Raw genomic sequence first — 19418 nt, 5'->3', positions numbered from 1 at the left:
GGGGTTATAATGGATACTCTATTACTTTTAACGATATTAATTGTCATTTGCGCTTTGGTATTTGACTTCATTAACGGATTTCACGATACCGCCAACGCAATCGCCACCTCAGTTTCGACAAAAGCGCTGAAGCCGCGGCACGCGATTATCATGGCCGCCATCATGAACTTTCTCGGAGCCATGACGTTTACCGGTGTGGCGAAAACCATTACGAAAGATATTGTGAATCCTTATACATTAGACAACGGATCGGTTGTCATTCTTGCTGCTTTACTCGCCGCAATCGCCTGGAACTTGATCACATGGTATTTCGGCATTCCGAGCAGCTCTTCACATGCGATTATCGGAGCGATCGCCGGTGCGGCTATTGCAGCATCAGGTTTTGCGACGCTTAATTATAAAGGGTTCATTAAAATTATCGAAGCACTTATTTTATCACCGATCATCGCCTTTGTTCTCGGCTTTATCGTATATTCGATCGTGAAGCTGATTTTTAAAGACAGCAATCTGGCGAAAACAAATAAACGCTTCCGCAGAGTGCAGATTTTGACGGCTGCCATTCAGTCCTATACACACGGAACAAACGACGCGCAAAAAGCGATGGGTATCATTACGATGGCGCTTATGACGGCCAATTTACATAAAAGTGATACGATTCCTTTCTGGGTGCAGCTCTCCTGTGCCCTGGCAATGGGTCTCGGCACATCCATCGGCGGCTGGAAAATCATTAAAACCGTCGGCGGTAAAATTATGAAAATCCGTCCGGTAAACGGCGTATCTGCCGACTTAACCGGCGCAGCCATTATTTTCGGGGCCACGTTTATTCATCTCCCTGTCAGCACGACGCACGTCATTTCGTCTTCCATTCTCGGTGTGGGCGCTTCCCACCGCGTAAAAGGCGTAAACTGGGGAACGGCTAAACGGATGCTCATTACATGGGTCATCACCCTGCCGATTGCAGGCACACTCGGCGCCATCGCCTTTTTCATCTTAGATCTCTTTTTCTAATGACGGCATCCGCTTCTTTACAGAAGCGGTTTTTTTTGTGACAGGAAAATGATGTCATGACATAGAATGAACATAGCAGACCATTTTTCGAATTGTGAGGGATGCTCATGCTTATGTTTTTTCAGATCATGGTGTGGACGATGGCCGCCGCACTCATTTTATATGTGTACGCATCCTGGCGGTATGAGGCAAAGGTAAAAGAAAAAATGTTTGCCATCCGTAAAACGTGGTATTTACTATTTGTACTGGGCTCCATGGTCTATTGGACATATGATCCTGAATCGCTCTTTTCCGCATGGAGACAATATTTGATTGTTGCCGTCTGCTTTGCTCTTATTGATGCGTTTATCTTTTTGAGCGCATATATCAAAAAGCTCGCCGGCAATGAATTAGAGACGGATACGAGGGAGATTTTGGAAGAAAACAATGAAATGCTTCACTCCTACCTTGAAAAACTGAAAACCTATCAATATCTGTTGAAAAATGAACCGATCCATGTATATTATGGAAGTACAGAAGCTTATGCAGAAGGCATCAGCAGACTGCTGGCCGCTTATGCAGAAAAAATGAATGTCACGGCTTCATTGTGCGACTATTCGGCACAGTCGGATAAGGACCGCTTGACGGAGCATATGCCTGATGCGGCAGACGTTCAGTCCCGCCTTAACCGAAAAGACGTCTACTATGATCAAAAGGGCAGGCTTGTGCTTATTCCGTTTACAGTCCAGGACCGCCATTATGTGATCAAACTGACGTCAGAAAACCTGTTGACGGAATTCGATTATTTGCTTTTCACATCGCTCACGAGCATTTATGATTTAATGCTGCCAATAGAAGAGGAAGGTGACGAATAATGGAGCAGGCATTTCAAAACGGGCAGCCGGAACAAAGAGCGAAACCGTTCAAAATGTTTAAAAAACGCTCAATGACAAGTATCGCAAGTTACCAGGTCAGCCCTCATACCGCCAGAATTTTCAAAGAAAACGAACGGCTGATTGACAAGTATAAACAAAAAAAAGCTTGATTACACTAAGGACAGGAGACACGGCTCTTGTCCTTATTCCTTTTTTCCTTATATTTCATATAATAAAATCAACAAAGAGATGCGACAGGTGATGATGTGAAGAAAATTGTAAGGCGTGTAAAGTTTGTGGATTACGGACGGTTCGGGCTTTCCGCTTATTCGCTGAGGATGCGGGCGAGGAGTCTTGGGCTATTGAACCGATTAAAAAAGAAGAAAGGCTGAATCCCGTAATGTGATCGGGACCCAGCCTTTTATTTTTTAAAGCTGCATCAGAATTTTCGCTTTTACAGCGGGACCGTAGATGCCGTCAGACGGCAGTCCGTTTACAGATTGGAATCGGGCCACGGCATTTGCGGTTTTCGGTCCGTAGATGCCGTCAATGCCGTTATTGACAGCTCCTTTTTCAGGATAAAAATAAAGCGCGGCGAGCGCGTTTTGCACCTGGTATACTTTTTCACCGGACGTGTACGGCTCTGTCAGCTGAATCACCTCATCAGGAAGAGGATACAGTGCTTCAAGCGGCGCGCTGACAAACAGCACTTGTCCGACTTTAATCAAATTCGGGTCTGCGATGTTATTCCATTTCTGAAGATCAGCCACACTGACGCCGAATTTTCGCGCGATGGCCGACAGCGTATCTCCTTTTTGAACAGTATACGTCTGTCTTTCCTCAGAACCGATTCCCGCTTTAAACTCGTCCCATGTATCCAACAGTCTTCTCGGACAAAGCTTTCCTGACCAATGCTTGTGCGCAACAACATTTGAAAGCGGGATGCCGTGCGACGTCATTAATGTGCGGATGAGCCATTGGGCGTTTGCCACGGCCTGTGAAAAGTTGCCGTCGGCGTTTTCACAAATTTCAATACCGATAGATTTGCGGTTGCCGTCCCCGTTTCCGTCTCCGGCATGCCATCCGCTTTCGTTGAGCGGAAGATGCTGATAAATTTCCGTATCATCAACTGTGAAATGCCAGCTTGTCGGCGTATCGGGGTTTTTCACATAGTTTGCGTGACTTTTGGCGTTAGCGCCGGCTGCGGTATTGGCCGTATTGTGCACCGTAATGTAAATCGGTGTCATTGCATAGCCGGGGCGGTTATTGTTTCCTGCCGGGATAAAATCCTGTGTGATTTTTACCATGTTCTCATCTCTCCTATTTCGATAAATTGTTTATTTTTAATAAAGCTTGCTGTTTTTTCCCTTTTGCTGTGACGTAATTGTTTTTAAACCAGGCTGCGGCTGTCGTTACGATCGTAAAAACGGCCGAACCGGCGGCATACAGTGTATCTGCAAGCTGGCTGACCTGGTCCTCCTGAATATCAAGCGGCGATTTGCCGAACATCAGCAAAGTCTGGTTTAATAAAGCAAGCAAAAGAAGCACCGTCCTGACGACCGTGCCTTTGTCCGCGAATTTCATATCGGTTTTCCCCCTTACTTTTGCAGCAGATTGTACATGATGGCGATGGCTCCGCCAATGACGCCCGTGCAGATTGCTGTCACGATCGCTCCTGTAATGGTCCGCTTAATCCATGTTGTGTTTTCGTCAATTTTGTTCAGTTTTTCATTCAGCGTCATGATTTGCTGATCCTGCCGGTCGGATACCCGCTCTAATGCGGCCACCCGCTGTTCAAGCACCTTTTGTTCACCTTTAATGCCTGCGAATTCTTTTTGCACCGCTTGTTCATCCAGAAGCACTTCCGCTCCCCCCTCTTACATTGTTCTCACCTCCCTTCGGAAGCTTCATTCTTAAGAAAATGCCGTGCCTTTGACAGACAGGCTGCCGCCGGAAATGCTCTTGATTTCCATGACGATTTCTTTAAAGCCGGCAATATCAAATAACCACACTTCTCCTGTGCCTGACGTGCCGGCGGCTGAGGTTCCGTCGTCAGATCTGATTCCCCTGATCGGCACATTTTTCCCCGAGATAGACCTTCCCCAAAACGCGACATGGCCCGACTCAGCCGTGCCGGTGATTTCGACGAGAAGTTTTTTCCAGGCGCCCGCTGAGAAGATGACCCCCTCGCCCGCCTCTGCTGCATCTTCATGAAAAATCACGTCTGTATATGAAAACGCCATATCACCGCCCGTACCGACGGATTGGTATAAAACAAATTCGGACTGCTTTTGATTTCCATTTTCAAAACGGAACCGGTAATATCTTTTTGTCAGGCAGACCCACCCCGAAGCGGTCAGCACTCCGCCTTTGACTGTGACAGAATGTGAAGCTGTCCACGAATTGTTATCTTCGCTCTCTTCGATAAAAAGAGTCCCGCTGCGGTCCGAATAAGCCCACCCCTGTGCTCTGTCTATTAAGACGGCCCCTAAACGGTCTTGTCCGAATTGGCTGTAAACTTCAATTGCCTGCAGCGACGTGTTGGTAAGCAGCTCTGCCATTCCGGACAAATCAGCAACCGGTGTGGCATAATCGTTTTTGCTACCGCGATAAGCTTTTACGGCGCCTGGCCTGCCAAGTTGATCAGCGGGAAATTCAAATGAATGCTTTATCATTGGCCATCCTCCTTTTTTAAAAATGACAAATAAAAAAAGCCGTTTGGCTTATGACACAGCATTTTTATAGTTTTCGTATGTTTCACCCGTTATTTCTTGAAATTCCTCAGGCGTGATATAGTGCGCGGCCACCCCTTCAGCCAGATCTTCGGCAGAACAGTCATTATAGCCCATAGCCTGTTTGACCATTTCTGTTGAGGCCCACTTATAAAACAAAGCGTAAACCCAAAAGTTAAGTCTCTTCATTTTTCATTCTCCTTTTACGTTTAAGAGTTCCAGTTTTAAAGATGCTATTTGTTCACCTAAAGCTTTATTCAAAATCTCTGTTTTCTCCCTTGCCACCACTTCGACAGACAATTGTACACCTAAAGCATTTTGAGCTTGTTCTGCTTGTTTTCTCGCTAGTTTTTCATCTGCCAGTTGCTGTCCGATTTCTTTCAACTGTTCCACAATGGGATCCGGCTCCACCACATCCTGATACTTGTTTTTTTGATTTTCCTTATATTCTTGATCAGCAGATTCGTTCCAAATTTTATTTACTTCATCAAACTGCGGTCTCCATAAGCCGTCCGGAGGTTTTATGGTTGTTGAGTTTTGCGGCATTGTACTTGATGTACTGTCTAAGATTTCAGGCCTTTGAAAATAAAAATTCTCATCATACAAAAAGACTTGCATATTCATCCCTCATTACAAAGTGAAATTATTATCTATTGAAATCCCTGTAATATTTTCCTCTATTTTAGCGAATTTTCCGCTAAATCTCAGTTCACCCGTTGGTTCGGCATAATATTTTGTTACCCCCGTTGTTCCAAAGAAAGTGGCAGCCATTGCTTTCTGTGTTGAAGGATGAGCTTCAGCAGGGAGTACAGCAAAAACACTATCGAAGTCTGGAGGAACCACTTCACCACGGGTGAATACTTGGTTGCCCCACACTGCATACTGAGGTTTTCTTCCGCCAACCTTATGTCCATTAATTAGCGTTAAATCATACCAAGTTATTTTATTAAAATCTTCTTCAGTAAATAGACGTTTCCACCCCTTAAAAACACCGTCTGTATGAACAGTTGCAATCCATACATTGTTATCGTAACTTCTCCAAGCTAAAATCGACTTCCTCCCTGACTCCCCCTCAACCACATCATAGTTAAACCAGGAATTATCATTTTCAACCGGATTGTTTTTAAGCTGAGCACCCATTCCACAATAAAACCCCGAGCTCAGCGCCAGTATGTCTGATCCGTTTTCTAATCGTGTCCGTCTCCCATCATCCTTTGTCAACTTCGCCAACTGGCCGCCGTTCCATTTGTCTCTTTCGATAGGGCTTATATGAATTGATGAATCTATCGCATGTGCATCGACCTTTGACTGCGCTCCAGCTATGGATTCAATTGGATACCAATTGATTGCTGTTTGATTAGAGTTATAGTAAAACCACCATGCATTACCTTTCACGTCTACGGCATAACCATTACCTATTCCAGGCTGCCCCACTAACTGCATACCGCGCAGGCTCGTATTTGACGGGTTGTCTGTTACTGCATTGGTTCCATAAAAAGTTACAGAACCAACGTCTTTTAACGAGTCATAAAACGAGCCGGAAGTTAAATTGATTTTCTGAGTGCCATTATCGGCAGTGATTTTAAACAACTGTCCTGCATTCCATGTATCCTTCTCAGCTTTCGTTACATGGATATCAGTCTGCTTTGCGTGGGTATCGACTTTTTTTTGGGCGGCTTCTGAAGTTTCTAACTGAACCCAATCAGTCCAGCCGGAAGCTTTAAGGGTTTTTCTCCATGTGCCTCCTTCATAATCCATTGCCAGAGCCTCACCATAAGACTTGAATCCGATATATAAACCTCTGGTGGATAGCGGAGGAGTATGAACTCCCGTGTTATTTGTGTAAAAGAAAAAAGATTGATTAAGCTGATCTACAATTTGATGAAAATCCAAGCCATCTTGTATACTTATTAAATATTTCCCTGAATCATCCGTCAGCTTTGTCAATTGCCCATTATCCCACTTCTGGCGCTCTTCCTTTGTCACATGCCGGTTCTGATCTTGATTGTGCTGGTCGAAATCTTTTTTTGCTGCCTGCTGGACGTTGTCCACGTTTCCGAGGCCGATTTGGGCCTTTGTCGTTTTGTGCGGGTTGTTCATGTCATTTTTATGGGCCGCCAGATCCGTGTGTGCGTCTTTTATGCCTTTTTCCCAGCGGTTGACGTCATCTTCGTTAATCGGGTCGTCTGGAAGCCAGTCTGTTTTTTCTTCGTAAGCCATCGTTACACCACCTCAAAAGTAAATCTTAAATCAAGCGTTCTGTTATTGCTGAGGTCCAAATTTGTTTTTCGTTCTGTGATGATGCTCCCTGTTTCGTCAAGCATCTGCACGGTTTCAATATGTTTAATGTCTTCTTCCCTGCGTGTGAGAACGGTGACTGCGGCATCTTTTACAGAAATGTCCGCAATCAATGTTTCTTTGCCGTTTAACAGCACTTTTGTGATCCTGTTTTTCAAATCGGCTGCAGCACGCTGTCTGTAAGCGGCTGATATCATGGTAAGACCACCTCGTTATTGTTGAGTGTGACGGAATAACCGACCTTCAGTTCACTGACTTTTCGGTATCTCCGATTGTTGAGAATGACCCGGTCTTTGATTTCCAGTGTTTCGTTTAATGCAGCTCTCAGTGTATACGCCAAATGAGCGGGTTTGATTTTTTCAAGCGTTTCAATCAGGTCGTTCATGTACTGCAGGTCATCAAGCTCCATATCGGCATAAAAACGATATTCCCCCGGAAACATCCGAACGTAAGCTGACGGATGTTTTAAAAAACGGTTTAGCGCCTGCTCAATCGCTTGATGGGTGATGGGCGGAATATTCGACATCTTCGAGATCAGCCTGAGCCGTCTCATGTCTTCTGTGTCACCTGACTCCCGCGGTATTTTTAATATTTTTTCCCAGCGGTCAAGCCCCCACGTCGCCGTCGTAATAAAAAGCTGGTCTGTCAAATCGAAAATATCGTTATTCTGCCGCTCAAATTCGGGAGCTTCCGCCTCAAGAATTTCCGCCATCTCTTTTAATTGAGTTAAAAACGGCGGGAGATATGCCGTCATCTCATCGAGTCTGCTCAAGGATTGTCACCCCTTTGAGTTTAGGAATTTCCACATCACTGAGCACAAGGTTTTCCGCCGCACCGTTCATTTTGATATCTGCGTAGTCACTGACGGATGCCGCGTTATAAACGATGTTGTTAATTTGTGATAAGCGGACGGTGTTTTCTTCGAAGGCCATTTTCTTAAATAAATTCAGGATGCCTTTTTCAATCTCCGCTTTTACGTCATCGATCGAGCTGTTCAGCTCAGGCAGCACGGAAGCGGAGATTTCAATCTCTTTCCATACCGCGCTTTCCACTGTTACTGCAGCTCCGATCGGCGCCTGGCCTTCTCCCTGGCCTTCATCGGGATCAATATAATCCTTTACTTTCTTGATCAGAATATCTGATGCCGGTTCCAAATTCGCATTTGTGATGACAACTTTCACCGTTCCGTCTCCGTTCCAAAGCGGGAAGATTTTCGCTCTGCCGACACCGTCCACTTCTTCAGCCCACTGTTTATAATGCTGTTTATTTGCGCTGACTGCCTCCCGGCGGACTCGGGTAAAATATCGTGTCCTTAAGCTGCTGTCATCTTCTTCCTCACGGCCGGGAATTAATATATCACCCATGACCGCTTTCTCAAGCCCGGGAATCGTATCAAGCGGCAGCAGATTTTGACCTGTAATGCCGGCATTCCCCGCTTCTCCGGCCGTTTCACATTCGAGCGTTCCATCCTCCGTATATTGAAAATACAGGTTGTCGACGAAAAAACGGGAGCCTGTCGGAATGGTGATGCCCGCTGTGAATTCTCCGGCTCTGACCGCTTTTGTGGCAGGTGTTCGTTCAATTCCCGCTTCGGCAGCCCGCCTGTCCAGAAATTCTCCTTGAGCCGTATCGGAAAAAACAAGCTCCAGCACGGTATCAAGCCAAATATAAGACTTTGCGAGCTCAGCGGCCGCAGGCGCGAGCGCATTGTAAATGACGCTTCCTTCTCTCGTATCAATATCCGCCGTAATGCGCGCCAGCATTCTGTCCATAATGCCGTCAAACGTCTGAGCTTCAAACATTCTCTCCCAGCACCTCCTCTATCTCAAGCATGCCCTCATCCGCTTCAACGGTAAAAGAGACGATGAAGGCATCATCTTTTTTCTCAATCTCAAAATTGGCAACAGCCAAAATCCGGTCATCATACAGCAAGGCTTCTTCTATCAGTCTTGGAATCTCCATTTTTTTATAAGCATCCGTCGTGCTCTGATCAGAAAGCACTTCCTGCAGTTCATTCCCGATATCATGGCTGAAAACCGAATATGAATACCGTTCTGTGTGAAGAGCGATATAGACGAATTGTCTGATAGCGTCCAGTCCGTTTATCAGTTCATTGGTAATCCGGTTGTTTTCAAAATCAATTCGGTAGGTTTGTGAAGTTTCAATGGCCTCACTCGCATCCTCCAAATCTTCAAATTCGATTTCCTGTGTCAGTGCCATTGGCACCCGCTCCTTTTTGATTTATTCATGTAAAAAAGCCCTCTTCAGAAAAAGAAGCGGCTTTAACAGGCTGATATCTTTAATACATTTCTGTCCAGACGGATGAATTTTCAAAGTCACACTCCCGGCATTCATCGAATGCGGTTAGATTTTATCCAGCACAAAAAAGGACTGTCCTCCTGTTAATGCGGCGGTCATCACCCGGTCTCCTGCCTGGAGCTGATCATCTCCGCCGGATTTCAGCCGCTTCGGCACAATGAGTGCATCAGACGGAATCAAAAGTTTGTCGTGATCTTTCAGCTTCAGCTCGAGCGGCGAAACCGAGGTCACTTCCGCCGTCATCAGCTCCACCGGCGCTTCGGCGTCAACCGCCCCGACGGCTAAATGTTTAATAGCATCGCTTAATCTCATCAGGATGTCCCCTCCGGAAGTGAGTTTTTCTCCGTGACATCAATCGTCATGATATGTTTTGTTCCTTGGAATTCATGGCGGTCCGTATCTACATAATAAGTTTTCTTCAGCCCGATTTCCGAAATTGAGATATAGACCGGCAATCCGCTTTCCAACCCCGGAATGCCGATCGCCTGTATATTTTTCAGCTCTTTCTTTACGCCTTTTTTCTCAGCCTGCTTCACTTTTGCACGCTGTTTCAGCTGGGCTTCGTTAATGTCGTCAGAAACCGTTTCGGTATACTGTAAAACGCCGAATGTTTTCATGCCCGCGCTATCTGACGCGGAAGCTTTCACGGTTTTATCGTCTTTTTGCAGCCGCATGACGACACGGGTTGCGGTATCATCAATTGAAGTGCTGTATTGATACCCTGTAATATTAACTCCTGTTTCCAGCACCCAAATATCAGACGGGTCCGGCCATTCACGCAAGCCGAGTCTGCCTTTTTCTGAATAGAGCTGATAATTGCGGCCCGTCTGGCTTTTTGTCTGTTTTAACGCTTTTAACATCATATCGTAAAGACTTGTATCATTTTTGAAAACGAGTGATTTAATGGTATGCCCTGTGTTGGCAATGGATGTCACGGGAATTTGAAAATCGCTGGCGATCCTTTTTAATATTTGATCGGCGCGCTTGTTGGAAAACACATAAACGTCCTGGTTTTTCACAAGGTATTGGAGCATATCGTATGCGGTGAAGGCGACGGTATGCTCATCCGGCGTTCTTGCAAAGACAATGCCGCGGAACAGCTCTTTTCCGTTCCATTTGAACAAAACCGTATCCCCTTCTGATACGCCGTAATACGTCTGGCTGCCCTGCTTTACGATAATTGTCGCTTCGATGGAGCGGGGCGCCTGATATCTGTGTCCTTCCAGCGTTACGCTTTCTGTGACAAGCTCGAGCCACTCCGTTTCTTTTATGACAAATAGTTCAATCATCTTCTCACCCGTTTCATTGCGGTATCTTCAGCTTCTGCCCCGGGAAGATCCAATGCCCCGGCTGCCGGATATTCCGTTTGCTGCGCTTAATCATGGCGGTTTTATTCGCGTTCCAGATTTTCCGCCACTCCGTGTGGTTTCCGTAAAACTTGCCGGCGATGTCCCAAAGCGTATCCCCTTTTTTGACGGTATATGTTTTGGGTGAAGCTTTGGATGGGCGCTTCGCTTTCGTTTTTTTCTTTTGTTTGATTTTTCTTGGCGAAGCGGTTTTATATTCTTTCAGTACGATATCAAAATTCCGGTCGCCGATTTCATTGTCACCTTCGCTGTAATTGAAACTTTCAATACTGCATGTGACATTGATTTTTGTTCCTGTAATTAAAAACTGAACGGGTTTTTTCGCTTTCATCCATGTTTCAATGGCTGAAATGGCTTTTTCCGGCGAAGGGATGCTTTGATATTCAGCAATCGGGGTGTATCGTTTCGGAAAAAAAGAAGAGAACGAAATTTCTTTCGCTCCCGGTTCTTCAATAAACGTCACCTCTCCAAGACCCGTGACTTTCACGGAATCATTCTGCACGCTGTTTGCGATATCAATCGCTTCAGGGAGAACGGGAAGCCGGAGCTTGTCCTTCCCCTGTGACAGCCAAAATTCGTAAACAGATTTAGTCAAAAGCAACGGCCCCCTTTGCTCCGGTATAAATGTCTTTTTGCAGTTCATCAATCAGCGCCTGTTTGATTTTGGCGGCGAGGCTGTCGGCGTCCTGTCCGTTATGGAAATGCTGATCGCCGCTGAATTCGATTTTGATCTCTTTTGTTCCCGTTTTTTGCACGGTTTGTCCGCCGCCTTTAACGGCTGCGGAAACCGTGCCGGCTGAAAGCGCTGCGGGTTCCGTCTGGGACGGATCGGACACTTCCATGCCGAGCGCTTGAGCCGCTTTTTGAAGCAGATAACGGCCGCGGATGCCCCGTTCTTCAGGGATGATCCACTCCCGTTTGTTCCCTTCGCCGACACGGGCAATCTGCTCCTTCGTAATCAGACCTCCGTTGGCATAACCGACGTATGGGCCGCCGTGCGCCATACTCTTAATCCCCGGCACATTGTTGATCGAGCCGTATCTGCTTTTAATATAGCCGATGGCGGCAGCGGCGTTGTGGATTGGATTTCTGATATCATTCATTCCCGGCGCTTTGTGAGATTCAAAGGTGCTCGGAATTGTCTGCATTAAGCCCTGTGACGGGTGTCCGGCTTTGGCGTTGCTGTCCCATAAGTTAATGGAATTAGGGTTTCCGCCTGATTCATTCTGTGCGATCGTCATTAATCCGGGAAGCCAGCTGATCGGAGTATTGGTTGCTTTCATTGCGGCCAATAGCCACTCTTTGACGCTTCCTCCCGCTGCACCCATGCCGGAAAAGGCCGCTGCAAGCGAGCCTGCCTGTTTTTCGGCGTATTTTTTCACGTCAACTGAGCTGAGCCCTTTGACGACGCCGACTGAAGCAAAGCGTCCGAGACTCATCATGACACGGGAAGGAGAGTGAATATCAAGCTCTTCCCTGAATGCGTCCTCGACTTTTTTGGCCAAATCTTTGGCCGCCTGTTTGACTTCGCTTCCCTTCGCATTCATCCCTGATACGAAGTGTCCGATCAGGCCTGACCCCCAGCCGTTCGCAGAATCTCTTGATTGCACAAACGGTTTATTGATGTGTGTGCTCACGTATTGCGCGGTTCCCGTATCTTTTGCATTCTGTCCGGCCGAAAATCCTTTAACTGTGGCGGTTCCCCACGAGGACGATTGATTGACCGCCGATTGATAAGGTGTTTTCACCTTTGTTTTTAAAAACGAATCGGTGCCCGTCTGTGACGTATTCTGACCTTTCGCATAGCCCGCAACGACTTGCTTTCCGTAATCGGGCGAAGACGAAATGAGGGCGTTAAACGGCGTACCGATGTTTTTCTCTTTCCAGCCGTCCATATCCACTGCTTTATTGCTGATCCCGCTGTCAAAGCCTTCTGTAAACTGTTTGCCGAGTGATGAAGCCGTCCCGGCAAATCCGGAAGCATCCACAGACGCAGCTGCCGATACAGACGCCGAAGAAGAAACACCGCCCGCTCCCGCCGGTGCAGCGGAAGACTGAGCCGAAGCCGCTCCCATATCGTCGACGACACGCATGCCAAGCTTAGACGCAGCTTGTGAAAGCAGCATTTTCCCTCGGCCGCGGTTGTTGTCAACGGGAATAACAAATTCTTTACCGGCTTCACCGATCCACGAAATGGTCGGCTTTGTAATGAAGCCGCCTGTGGCGTTTTTGTCATAATGAAAGTCTTTGTAAGCTTTATTTTTCCCTTTCTGGAAACTTGAAGATACTCCAGAAAGCCAGTCTTTCACACCATTCCCAATATTCCCTGCAGTTTCTTTTACCTTTCCGCCTATATTTTTAGCAGTGCTAACCACTTTCCCGCCAGCACTTTTAATAGCATCCATTGAATCTCCTAATATATTTTCGCCCCATTGTTTAACCGAATTCCATTTTTCAGACCACCAATCTTTGTTAAACAAAGTTTCCTTAATTTTACTTTGAAATTTACCCCATAATTCCTGGCTATTTTCCCAAGTATCTTTACCCCAGCTTTGTACGTTTTTCCATTTTCCATTCCACCAATCTTTATTAAAGACCGTTTTCTTTACATTTGATTGTACGTCATTCCATATAGAAGAGGCTTCTTCCCATTTTTCAGATGTCCAGCCTTTTACTCCTTCCCATTTTCCTTTCCACCAATCACTGTTAAAAAGAGTAGATTCCATAGCTCCATATGCATAACCCGCTTTTTCAGCCCACCAATTCGAATTATTAAAAAATGACGTAGACGCAGTACTCTTAATGTTGTCCCAAGTACCCCCAAGACCGCCTAATGTATTGCCGGCAGATGTTTTTACCCCGGTCCATTTCTCGTTCCACCAGCTCCCATTAAACAGCGTTTTGGATATATCTTCTTTTAACTTAGAAGTATCAAACATCTTACCGATTGATTTCCCAGCTTCTTCTCCGCCGAATGCGCCTATAGCTCCACCTGCCAAACCGCCTGCAGCTCCGCCTATCACAGTGCCTGCGGGTCCTGCGAAACTGCCAATTGCCGCACCAGCTTCTGCCCCGGCAATACCTCCGGCCTCCATACCGACAATACGCCCTCCGACCGTACCAACCTTTTCTCCGACATTATCTTTATTTGTTCCTTGCAGGTCTGATAAAGATAACAAATTCCCGATATAAGGGATTGCTTTACGGAATTTTCCCAATCCTTTTAGTGCTTTTCCTAATTTAGAGGATTCTTCACCGGCTGAGGTTAAATCTCCGAACCATTTTTTCATCTTTGAACCAGCCGTTTTGTTTCCTGAAGATTTCTCCTGACGATTCTTTATAACTTTACCAGGCACTCTGATTGTTCTTGAAGGGGTCTTTCCAGGCGTTTTCCTTGTACCCGGACCTTTTCTTTTTTTACGGGGATTTTTATTTCTCTTTCTTCCCGGAGCGCTGCTTCCTCCGCAATCGCAGCAGCATCCTCCTGTATTACGGTTTTTAATTTTGCTTTCTGTTTCCTCTTTGCCTTCAGCATCTTTCTTTTTTTGAGGACCAAGGATTTTGTCAATGATTTTATCAAAAACGTCATCCTTCAGCTTTTCCATCAGCCTTTCCTTAAATCGATCCACAAACGCCTTGCCGATTTCTTTCAGTGTATCCTTTATCCAAGGCCATGCTGATTTTGTCCACCAGTCTTTAAGCCAGCCTTTTATTTTACCAGCCCATCCAGGCTTTTTGTCAGACTCATTTTCTGAGGTTTTTTTGAAATTCTCACTTTCACCTTTTTTAGGCTTATCTTCCTTATATTCAAGAGGACTTCCCTGGTTCTTGACTTTGTCAGTTACCTTATCCTTTACTTCCAGTTTGACATAGTAGGTCTTTTCAAATTGCCTCAGAACAGATGTTAACCGATTGACGGTTTTTGTGATCTCGTCAATCACTTTTAATTTTACAGTGTAGCCCTTTTTCAGATTCCGCTTGATATAGCCTATTATTTTTTTGACTTTCAATGTAATTTGATCATCAGCCGTCAGAAGAAAGGAAAATGCATGATTTGATAACATTTTTTTCAGTTTTTTATAAACAGGTGTCACATGTTCGGTTAAAGAAACAGAAATATTCATTTTTTTGGGGAGAAGCCTCATTTTTTTTTCTAAAGCTTCCAGTGTGCCGGTAGCTTGATCATCAACAGCCACTTTGATCTGAAGGGATTTTGCGAATTTCAGAATAATATAATCATTGATTTTTCTCAGTTTGTAGAAAGCTTGATCTTCAGCTCTAATACTGATTTTGATCTGCCGATTAATTGTCTTCGCTTTCTTTTCAACTTCTTTAAAGCCTTTATGTATCCTTTTCAGTTTTTTGGATACCTTGTCCTCTAAATCAAAACGTGCAGTCAGCTTTGCCAAGTTATGCCCCCCCTTTCTGCGATTCTTTTTCAAGCAGATCCAGTTTATAGCCGATCATCCCGTATAAGAGAGCTTTAAAAGATTTCTCCGCTTCGTATAATTCCAAAATCTGGGACGGTGAATAATGAAGCTCGTGCATCGCGTAATAAAGATACACGGCTTCTTTATTACCATCCTTAATTAGTTTTTTGCTTCTTCTTCCAGATCTTCAAGATCATCTTCAAAGCCGTTAATTTCAATCGCTTTATTCAGCCAATTTGCATATTCACCGCCGACAGAGAGTACACGTTTGGCCACCTCAACCGGGTCTGCTGTTTTATATGCTTCACGCAATTCCTTGGAACGAAAATCAGGATAAATTGTTGATTCAATGGCGATTCTTGCATAGAAACGCTGAGTGTCTAAATCTTTAATACGGCCTCGGCCTTTCACATTTTTAAAAGTCGTGTTTTCTTTCTCCAGCTCATCAATCCGTTCAGTTGTAATCGGCTTTAATACAAATGGAATGACATTCCCTTTTTTATCTACAAATCGTTTTGAAATTGCAATTTTTATTTCTTCAGCTTCTATTGTTTGTCCAGGCATAAAAAATGAAAGATCATATACATTTTGTTGTTTTTCACTCATACAGCATGCTCCTTTTATTTAGAAAAACCATCGCTTTTGCGATGGTTTCAATACTTTTTCATTTTCTTAAAACGTTTCAGAAAGCTTTTCCGGCACATCGAAATCTTCAAAGGTAAACGGCACTTCTTCTTCAAGCGCCTCTGAGTCTACGTCCAGTCCGGCGATTTTTGCAGAATCAAAGTTGACGTCATACAGGGTGACGCGTTCTGTTCCGCGGCCTGATGATTTGTCGTCAAGAACGGCTTGCAGCGTAAAATACGGGTCGCTGCCTTTTTTCACGTAATCCATCATAAGCACGGCGAATTTGGATGTGACTTTATAGAACGTCGCTGTGCCCGTTCCGTTGGCGCCAGTCGTTTTATGCCCCGTCATGCGGCGTCCCATGATGTTTACTTCTGATTTATTTTTTTCTACGTTTGCTTCAAAGGTTTTAATATGCGCCATCTCTTCTCCATCGAGAAATAAACGGCCTTCTTTTCCTGAAATTGTGTTTTGCGCTTTTAATGCCATCTTAGTTTACCTCCACATTAAAGTAGAATTTTTCTGCTGCATCCACAGGCTGCACGGCGAGGTCAATTAAAAAGCCGTCGCGGTCTTCATTAAGGCCGATTGTAATGTCTTTGTCTGAATCAAAGTTAGCGATGCCGCCCGCATCCTGAAGCGTTGTCAAATATTGAATAATCATCGTTTTGACGAATTGAAGGCCGTCGTTTGTCGCAGGAAGATCGCTTCCGGTGCCTTTTTTCGATTTAATTAAAGCTTTCAGTTCACGTGTCAAATCGTTATTCACCGCATCAAGCACACGGACGATTTTGTTTTTCGCGAACTTTTTGTTTTTCTCTGCCGTAAATGTCACCAATGAGTTGATATCTTTTTCTACGCTGACTGACTTATCACGGGCGTCATAAGAGAAAAGGAATTCACCTTTGGAAAGGCGTTCGATCACTTCATCATGAGTCAGACGATGCAGCACATCGACCGCGCCTTCATATTCAACGAAAGTTAAGGATTGGTTAAATGCAGCGCCGGCACTTGCGCCTGCCACCCACGCGGTCGCATCTTCAGCTTTAATTTCGGTTCCGTCTTCAAGCAAGACGCCCTCAGTCACATTGATGATACCTTCGTAATCTCCGTTGTAATGGGCAGTCACCCCTTGCACTTTCTGTCCCTGCGCATCGCGAAGGCGTTTAATGAATGCGGCAAATGTCGCTTTCAGCTGATCGTTATCCGCGACAGGAAGAGCGATGACATCGAAATTCTCCGTTTCAGCCGCAGCTAAAAAATCCGTATAGTCTGAGTTGACCGGCGCTTTATCAGTTCCTCCCGCAAGACGGATGCCTGCCTGAGGATTTAACGTTTCTCCGGACTCTTCGTCAGTGCCTGTCAGCGGGATGGAAGCCGACAGCTCGCCCGTTCCTGTGAATGTGACATAGCCGTTCGCTTTTAACTCCTCGGCCTTTTTCACCGTTTGTTTGTCAACTTCCGCTTCATCCATGTATGTGGTCACATCGAAAGCAGTCTGGTCAAGGACGTTCTCACTGATGCGGATGATGATGTCATTTCCTTTTGAACCGCCGTACAAAGCGGTTGCTTTTACACCTTGCGAAAGATCGGCGCTCGCTCTGATTCCCTCTGTCAGACGGTACATCAAAACGGTTTTTGCTTTCTTTTTCGCCTCGCGCAGCAGAATCAGTGACGGATCTTCAATACTGAGCCCTACTTTTTTATTCAAATCTTCAATGCTTGAAATAGAGACGAATGTTTTCGCTTCCCCCCAGTTAGATGCGACGGGCAGGGCGACAATCCCCCGTTCACCGATTGTGACCCGCTCCTGGGCTGTTGTCTTAAAGTTAAAATAGATCCCGGCACGTTCTTTTTCTTTTCCTTGCGTAAATGTTCCGCCGTTCATTATTGCATGACCTCCTTGGTTAAAAATGCTTGAATGTAAGTCTGGGCTTGCGCTTTTGTCATTTGTTTCTGCTTCACGCCGAATAAAGCCCCCTGGAGAATCTCAGGTTTTACGCCGAAAAGCTCCTTTGCGTGCTTTGTTAAGTCCGCCGTGTCAAAAAGAATCGCTCGTTCTGCCGTTGCGGCATTTTTCTTTTTATGTTCTTTCACTTTTGTTTCACCCCGCTGTTAATGTCCACATCCCGCAGTGCGGGAGATGTTTGTTTCTGATAGTAGTAGCGGCTCGTCCAGCGGATGGTGATCACTGCCTCGCCTTTGTCTCCGACTCTTGTTTCGATACGGCTGATACGGACGAAATCACCCGTATCCTCTCCTGATTCCGTAAGCAGCGGAATGATCTGTCTTGATTCTCTCACCGCATCAGCGATCCGGTCGGCTGCAGAGAGCGCCTGCACCGAGTCAGCATGAAACAGCTTCACATTCAGACTGTATGTCTTCTTAAAGGTGGAGACTGTGTCATTCTCGTCAAAAACATACGGGGGCGGGATGTAAAGGGACGGCACCTGAAATTGTTCAGGCAGTTCATTTTCATATACGGGCACGCCGCACTGCTGATACAAAAAAGCGGCGATTGAACCGGTCTCGCGATTCATCCGTTATCTCCCCCTAACGTGTTAAGCCACTGATTGAAGCGCTTGTCCAGCGAACCGGCGAAGATTGTTTCATACATAAGAAGGGCTTTGTCCCAAAACCCATTCCCGCTGATCCACTGTTTTTTAAGGGCCATTCCTGTTGAAGCTGACGGATCATAGATGAACCGGGAGCCTTGACAATACCCGGGCACCCATCTGACATTTTCATCTGAGACGGTCCAATGTCCGTCATTTATGAATGAGGCATACTCTACATTGGTGCCGATTTCAAGGGTCAGTCCCCCGTTTTCAATGATCCATACATGATCCTGCGCTCCTTTTCGGAAGGAAGACAGCAGGTTTTCTGTATCAATCCCTCCCGAATGCATAAGCTCCTCCCGTACCAGGTCGAGAAAATCCTCCCCTGATTGTTCCAGCCATCGGCCAGCCTGACGGGCAAATTCTCCGGATGATGCCTTTTGCAGCGACCGATTCCATTTTTCCAGGCTCTTTATGCTCATAGTCTGTCATCTCTCACAGCGATGGCCTCCCAATGGTGCTGTCTTGCTTTCTTCGGCATTTCCAGAATATACGCCTGTCCTTCCCAAATGATTTTGTCATTGACACGCACAACGGCCTCTTTCGGAAAATGAACGAGAAACCGCTGATATACTTTATGATCAGGCGCAAGCTGAATAAGCCGCTGCTGTTTTTCAACAAACAGGCACGGCACGTCTTCAGCGTCGGGAACGTCCGGATAAGTAAAAACAGGCTGGAGCTTTTCAGCGGGAATGCCGAAGCGCCCGGCCTTCGGAACTGACACCGTCTCATGATAAATATCGCATCTGTCAGTGAGCAGCCGTTCATAGCTCATAACGGTCTCACCTTAGCACTTATAGAAACCGGGGAATAGCCCGGCGCGATATATTCACAGAGCAGATGGTATACCGCCGGTTTTCGGATTCCGCTTTCACCTGACACTGTATAGGAATAGTCGCCTATCTTTTCAGATTGATAGGCGGAAGCGGCGGCTTCATTCTGATTGATCAGCGCAAAATATTGAGAAAGCTTTAATAACGCAAGCTTAACCTTCTCGGGAAGCGGTGAGTAAACAGGATCAGTGAACGAGTGTCCCGCCATTCTGGCCGCTTCCGCTTCCGCCTCCAGAATGTCCTGTATAAGCAGCGGCTCCGGCCTGTTTTTGACTTCATCATAAACTGAATATGAGACAACGTCAGACGGCTGAATTAACATAACTGCCACC

At 45.8% G+C, this 19418-nt stretch carries 28 protein-coding genes; 4 read left to right on the top strand and 24 right to left on the bottom strand.

Annotated elements, in window-relative coordinates; all coding sequences use genetic code 11:
• Nucleotides 1–9 precede the first annotated feature (9 nt).
• The 4 genes from AADZ70_RS02410 (at nucleotide 10) to AADZ70_RS02395 (ending at nucleotide 2254) form a co-directional block, all read left to right on the top strand.
• Nucleotides 10–1008: an inorganic phosphate transporter gene (locus AADZ70_RS02410; RefSeq protein WP_016936427.1), complete on the top strand. Its 999-nt coding sequence runs from the start codon at nucleotides 10–12 to the stop codon at nucleotides 1006–1008.
• Nucleotides 1009–1115: 107 nt separating this feature from the next.
• Nucleotides 1116–1862 (top strand): type II toxin-antitoxin system SpoIISA family toxin, encoded by a 747-nt coding sequence (locus AADZ70_RS02405; protein ID WP_342007669.1) that lies wholly within the window; start codon nucleotides 1116–1118, stop codon nucleotides 1860–1862.
• Nucleotides 1862–2032, top strand: a complete 171-nt coding sequence (locus AADZ70_RS02400; RefSeq protein ID WP_003154807.1) for a type II toxin-antitoxin system SpoIISB family antitoxin — start codon at nucleotides 1862–1864, stop codon at nucleotides 2030–2032. Before AADZ70_RS02405 ends, AADZ70_RS02400 begins: the two co-directional genes overlap by 1 nt.
• 96 nt (nucleotides 2033–2128) lie before the next feature.
• On the top strand, nucleotides 2129–2254 hold the full coding sequence (locus tag AADZ70_RS02395; protein ID WP_141228459.1) for a hypothetical protein: 126 nt from the start codon (nucleotides 2129–2131) through the stop codon (nucleotides 2252–2254).
• A 36-nt stretch (nucleotides 2255–2290) separates the two neighbouring features.
• Here AADZ70_RS02395 and AADZ70_RS02390 read toward each other — a convergent pair whose 3' ends face one another.
• The 24 genes from AADZ70_RS02390 to AADZ70_RS02275 all read right to left on the bottom strand — a co-directional run bounded on the left by AADZ70_RS02390 (nucleotide 2291) and on the right by AADZ70_RS02275 (nucleotide 19408).
• Nucleotides 2291–3169, bottom strand: a complete 879-nt coding sequence (locus tag AADZ70_RS02390) for an N-acetylmuramoyl-L-alanine amidase (protein ID WP_342007668.1) — start codon at nucleotides 3167–3169, stop codon at nucleotides 2291–2293.
• A 13-nt stretch (nucleotides 3170–3182) separates the two neighbouring features.
• The gene (locus AADZ70_RS02385) at nucleotides 3183–3446 is read right to left on the bottom strand and encodes a phage holin (protein WP_016936430.1); all 264 of its coding nucleotides are present in this window, start codon (nucleotides 3444–3446) and stop codon (nucleotides 3183–3185) included.
• 14 nt (nucleotides 3447–3460) lie between these two features.
• Nucleotides 3461–3724, bottom strand: coding sequence for a hemolysin XhlA family protein (locus AADZ70_RS02380; RefSeq protein WP_003154815.1), 264 nt, complete (start codon nucleotides 3722–3724; stop codon nucleotides 3461–3463).
• 51 nt (nucleotides 3725–3775) lie between these two features.
• Nucleotides 3776–4537, bottom strand: a complete 762-nt coding sequence (locus AADZ70_RS02375) for a phage portal protein (protein WP_342007667.1) — start codon at nucleotides 4535–4537, stop codon at nucleotides 3776–3778.
• 48 nt (nucleotides 4538–4585) lie between these two features.
• Entirely contained in the window at nucleotides 4586–4783 is a 198-nt protein-coding gene (locus AADZ70_RS02370; RefSeq protein WP_045925711.1) for an XkdX family protein, read from the bottom strand.
• A gap of 3 nt (nucleotides 4784–4786) precedes the next feature.
• Nucleotides 4787–5212: a hypothetical protein gene (locus tag AADZ70_RS02365; RefSeq protein ID WP_342007666.1), complete on the bottom strand. Its 426-nt coding sequence runs from the start codon at nucleotides 5210–5212 to the stop codon at nucleotides 4787–4789.
• Nucleotides 5213–5224: 12 nt separating this feature from the next.
• A complete protein-coding gene (locus tag AADZ70_RS02360) occupies nucleotides 5225–6814 on the bottom strand; it encodes a hypothetical protein (RefSeq protein WP_342007665.1) in 1590 nt (529 codons plus the stop codon).
• 2 nt (nucleotides 6815–6816) lie between these two features.
• Nucleotides 6817–7089, bottom strand: coding sequence for a hypothetical protein (locus AADZ70_RS02355; protein WP_064778770.1), 273 nt, complete (start codon nucleotides 7087–7089; stop codon nucleotides 6817–6819).
• Nucleotides 7086–7664: a YmfQ family protein gene (locus AADZ70_RS02350; RefSeq protein WP_016936436.1), complete on the bottom strand. Its 579-nt coding sequence runs from the start codon at nucleotides 7662–7664 to the stop codon at nucleotides 7086–7088. The genes AADZ70_RS02355 and AADZ70_RS02350 overlap by 4 nt, the downstream gene beginning before the upstream one ends.
• On the bottom strand, nucleotides 7648–8694 hold the full coding sequence (locus tag AADZ70_RS02345) for a baseplate J/gp47 family protein (RefSeq protein ID WP_045925716.1): 1047 nt from the start codon (nucleotides 8692–8694) through the stop codon (nucleotides 7648–7650). The genes AADZ70_RS02350 and AADZ70_RS02345 overlap by 17 nt, the downstream gene beginning before the upstream one ends.
• Nucleotides 8687–9112: a DUF2634 domain-containing protein gene (locus tag AADZ70_RS02340; RefSeq protein WP_342007664.1), complete on the bottom strand. Its 426-nt coding sequence runs from the start codon at nucleotides 9110–9112 to the stop codon at nucleotides 8687–8689. The genes AADZ70_RS02345 and AADZ70_RS02340 overlap by 8 nt, the downstream gene beginning before the upstream one ends.
• Nucleotides 9113–9256: 144 nt before the next feature.
• Nucleotides 9257–9523 (bottom strand): DUF2577 family protein, encoded by a 267-nt coding sequence (locus tag AADZ70_RS02335; RefSeq protein WP_016936440.1) that lies wholly within the window; start codon nucleotides 9521–9523, stop codon nucleotides 9257–9259.
• Nucleotides 9523–10500 carry a phage portal protein gene (locus AADZ70_RS02330; RefSeq protein ID WP_342007663.1) on the bottom strand — a complete coding sequence of 326 codons (978 nt, stop codon included), beginning with the start codon at nucleotides 10498–10500 and terminating at the stop codon, nucleotides 9523–9525. Before AADZ70_RS02330 ends, AADZ70_RS02335 begins: the two co-directional genes overlap by 1 nt.
• Nucleotides 10501–10513: 13 nt before the next feature.
• Nucleotides 10514–11173, bottom strand: a complete 660-nt coding sequence (locus tag AADZ70_RS02325; RefSeq protein WP_016936442.1) for a LysM peptidoglycan-binding domain-containing protein — start codon at nucleotides 11171–11173, stop codon at nucleotides 10514–10516.
• Entirely contained in the window at nucleotides 11166–14987 is a 3822-nt protein-coding gene (locus AADZ70_RS02320; protein WP_342007662.1) for a transglycosylase SLT domain-containing protein, read from the bottom strand. Before AADZ70_RS02320 ends, AADZ70_RS02325 begins: the two co-directional genes overlap by 8 nt.
• Nucleotide 14988: 1 nt before the next feature.
• Nucleotides 14989–15126 (bottom strand): hypothetical protein, encoded by a 138-nt coding sequence (locus AADZ70_RS02315; RefSeq protein ID WP_156187190.1) that lies wholly within the window; start codon nucleotides 15124–15126, stop codon nucleotides 14989–14991.
• A 41-nt stretch (nucleotides 15127–15167) separates the two neighbouring features.
• The gene (locus AADZ70_RS02310) at nucleotides 15168–15614 is read right to left on the bottom strand and encodes a phage portal protein (protein ID WP_342007661.1); all 447 of its coding nucleotides are present in this window, start codon (nucleotides 15612–15614) and stop codon (nucleotides 15168–15170) included.
• Nucleotides 15615–15680: 66 nt separating this feature from the next.
• The gene (locus AADZ70_RS02305; protein WP_003154837.1) at nucleotides 15681–16124 is read right to left on the bottom strand and encodes a phage tail tube protein; all 444 of its coding nucleotides are present in this window, start codon (nucleotides 16122–16124) and stop codon (nucleotides 15681–15683) included.
• A gap of 1 nt (nucleotide 16125) precedes the next feature.
• Nucleotides 16126–17523, bottom strand: coding sequence for a phage tail sheath family protein (locus tag AADZ70_RS02300; protein WP_045925721.1), 1398 nt, complete (start codon nucleotides 17521–17523; stop codon nucleotides 16126–16128).
• Nucleotides 17523–17732, bottom strand: coding sequence for a hypothetical protein (locus tag AADZ70_RS02295; protein ID WP_047475412.1), 210 nt, complete (start codon nucleotides 17730–17732; stop codon nucleotides 17523–17525). The genes AADZ70_RS02300 and AADZ70_RS02295 overlap by 1 nt, the downstream gene beginning before the upstream one ends.
• Nucleotides 17729–18175 (bottom strand): hypothetical protein, encoded by a 447-nt coding sequence (locus tag AADZ70_RS02290; RefSeq protein WP_016936446.1) that lies wholly within the window; start codon nucleotides 18173–18175, stop codon nucleotides 17729–17731. The genes AADZ70_RS02295 and AADZ70_RS02290 overlap by 4 nt, the downstream gene beginning before the upstream one ends.
• Entirely contained in the window at nucleotides 18172–18675 is a 504-nt protein-coding gene (locus AADZ70_RS02285) for an HK97 gp10 family phage protein (protein ID WP_342007660.1), read from the bottom strand. Before AADZ70_RS02285 ends, AADZ70_RS02290 begins: the two co-directional genes overlap by 4 nt.
• Nucleotides 18672–19028, bottom strand: coding sequence for a DUF3599 family protein (locus AADZ70_RS02280; protein WP_342007659.1), 357 nt, complete (start codon nucleotides 19026–19028; stop codon nucleotides 18672–18674). The genes AADZ70_RS02285 and AADZ70_RS02280 overlap by 4 nt, the downstream gene beginning before the upstream one ends.
• On the bottom strand, nucleotides 19025–19408 hold the full coding sequence (locus AADZ70_RS02275) for a DUF3199 family protein (RefSeq protein WP_342007658.1): 384 nt from the start codon (nucleotides 19406–19408) through the stop codon (nucleotides 19025–19027). Before AADZ70_RS02275 ends, AADZ70_RS02280 begins: the two co-directional genes overlap by 4 nt.
• Nucleotides 19409–19418: the final 10 nt, after the last annotated feature.

The organism is Bacillus sp. YBsi01 (assembly GCF_038406745.1).
Taxonomy (GTDB): domain Bacteria; phylum Bacillota; class Bacilli; order Bacillales; family Bacillaceae; genus Bacillus; species Bacillus siamensis.
Note: the sequence above shows the minus strand (reverse complement) of the source record. Positions and strands in the feature narration are given on the sequence as shown.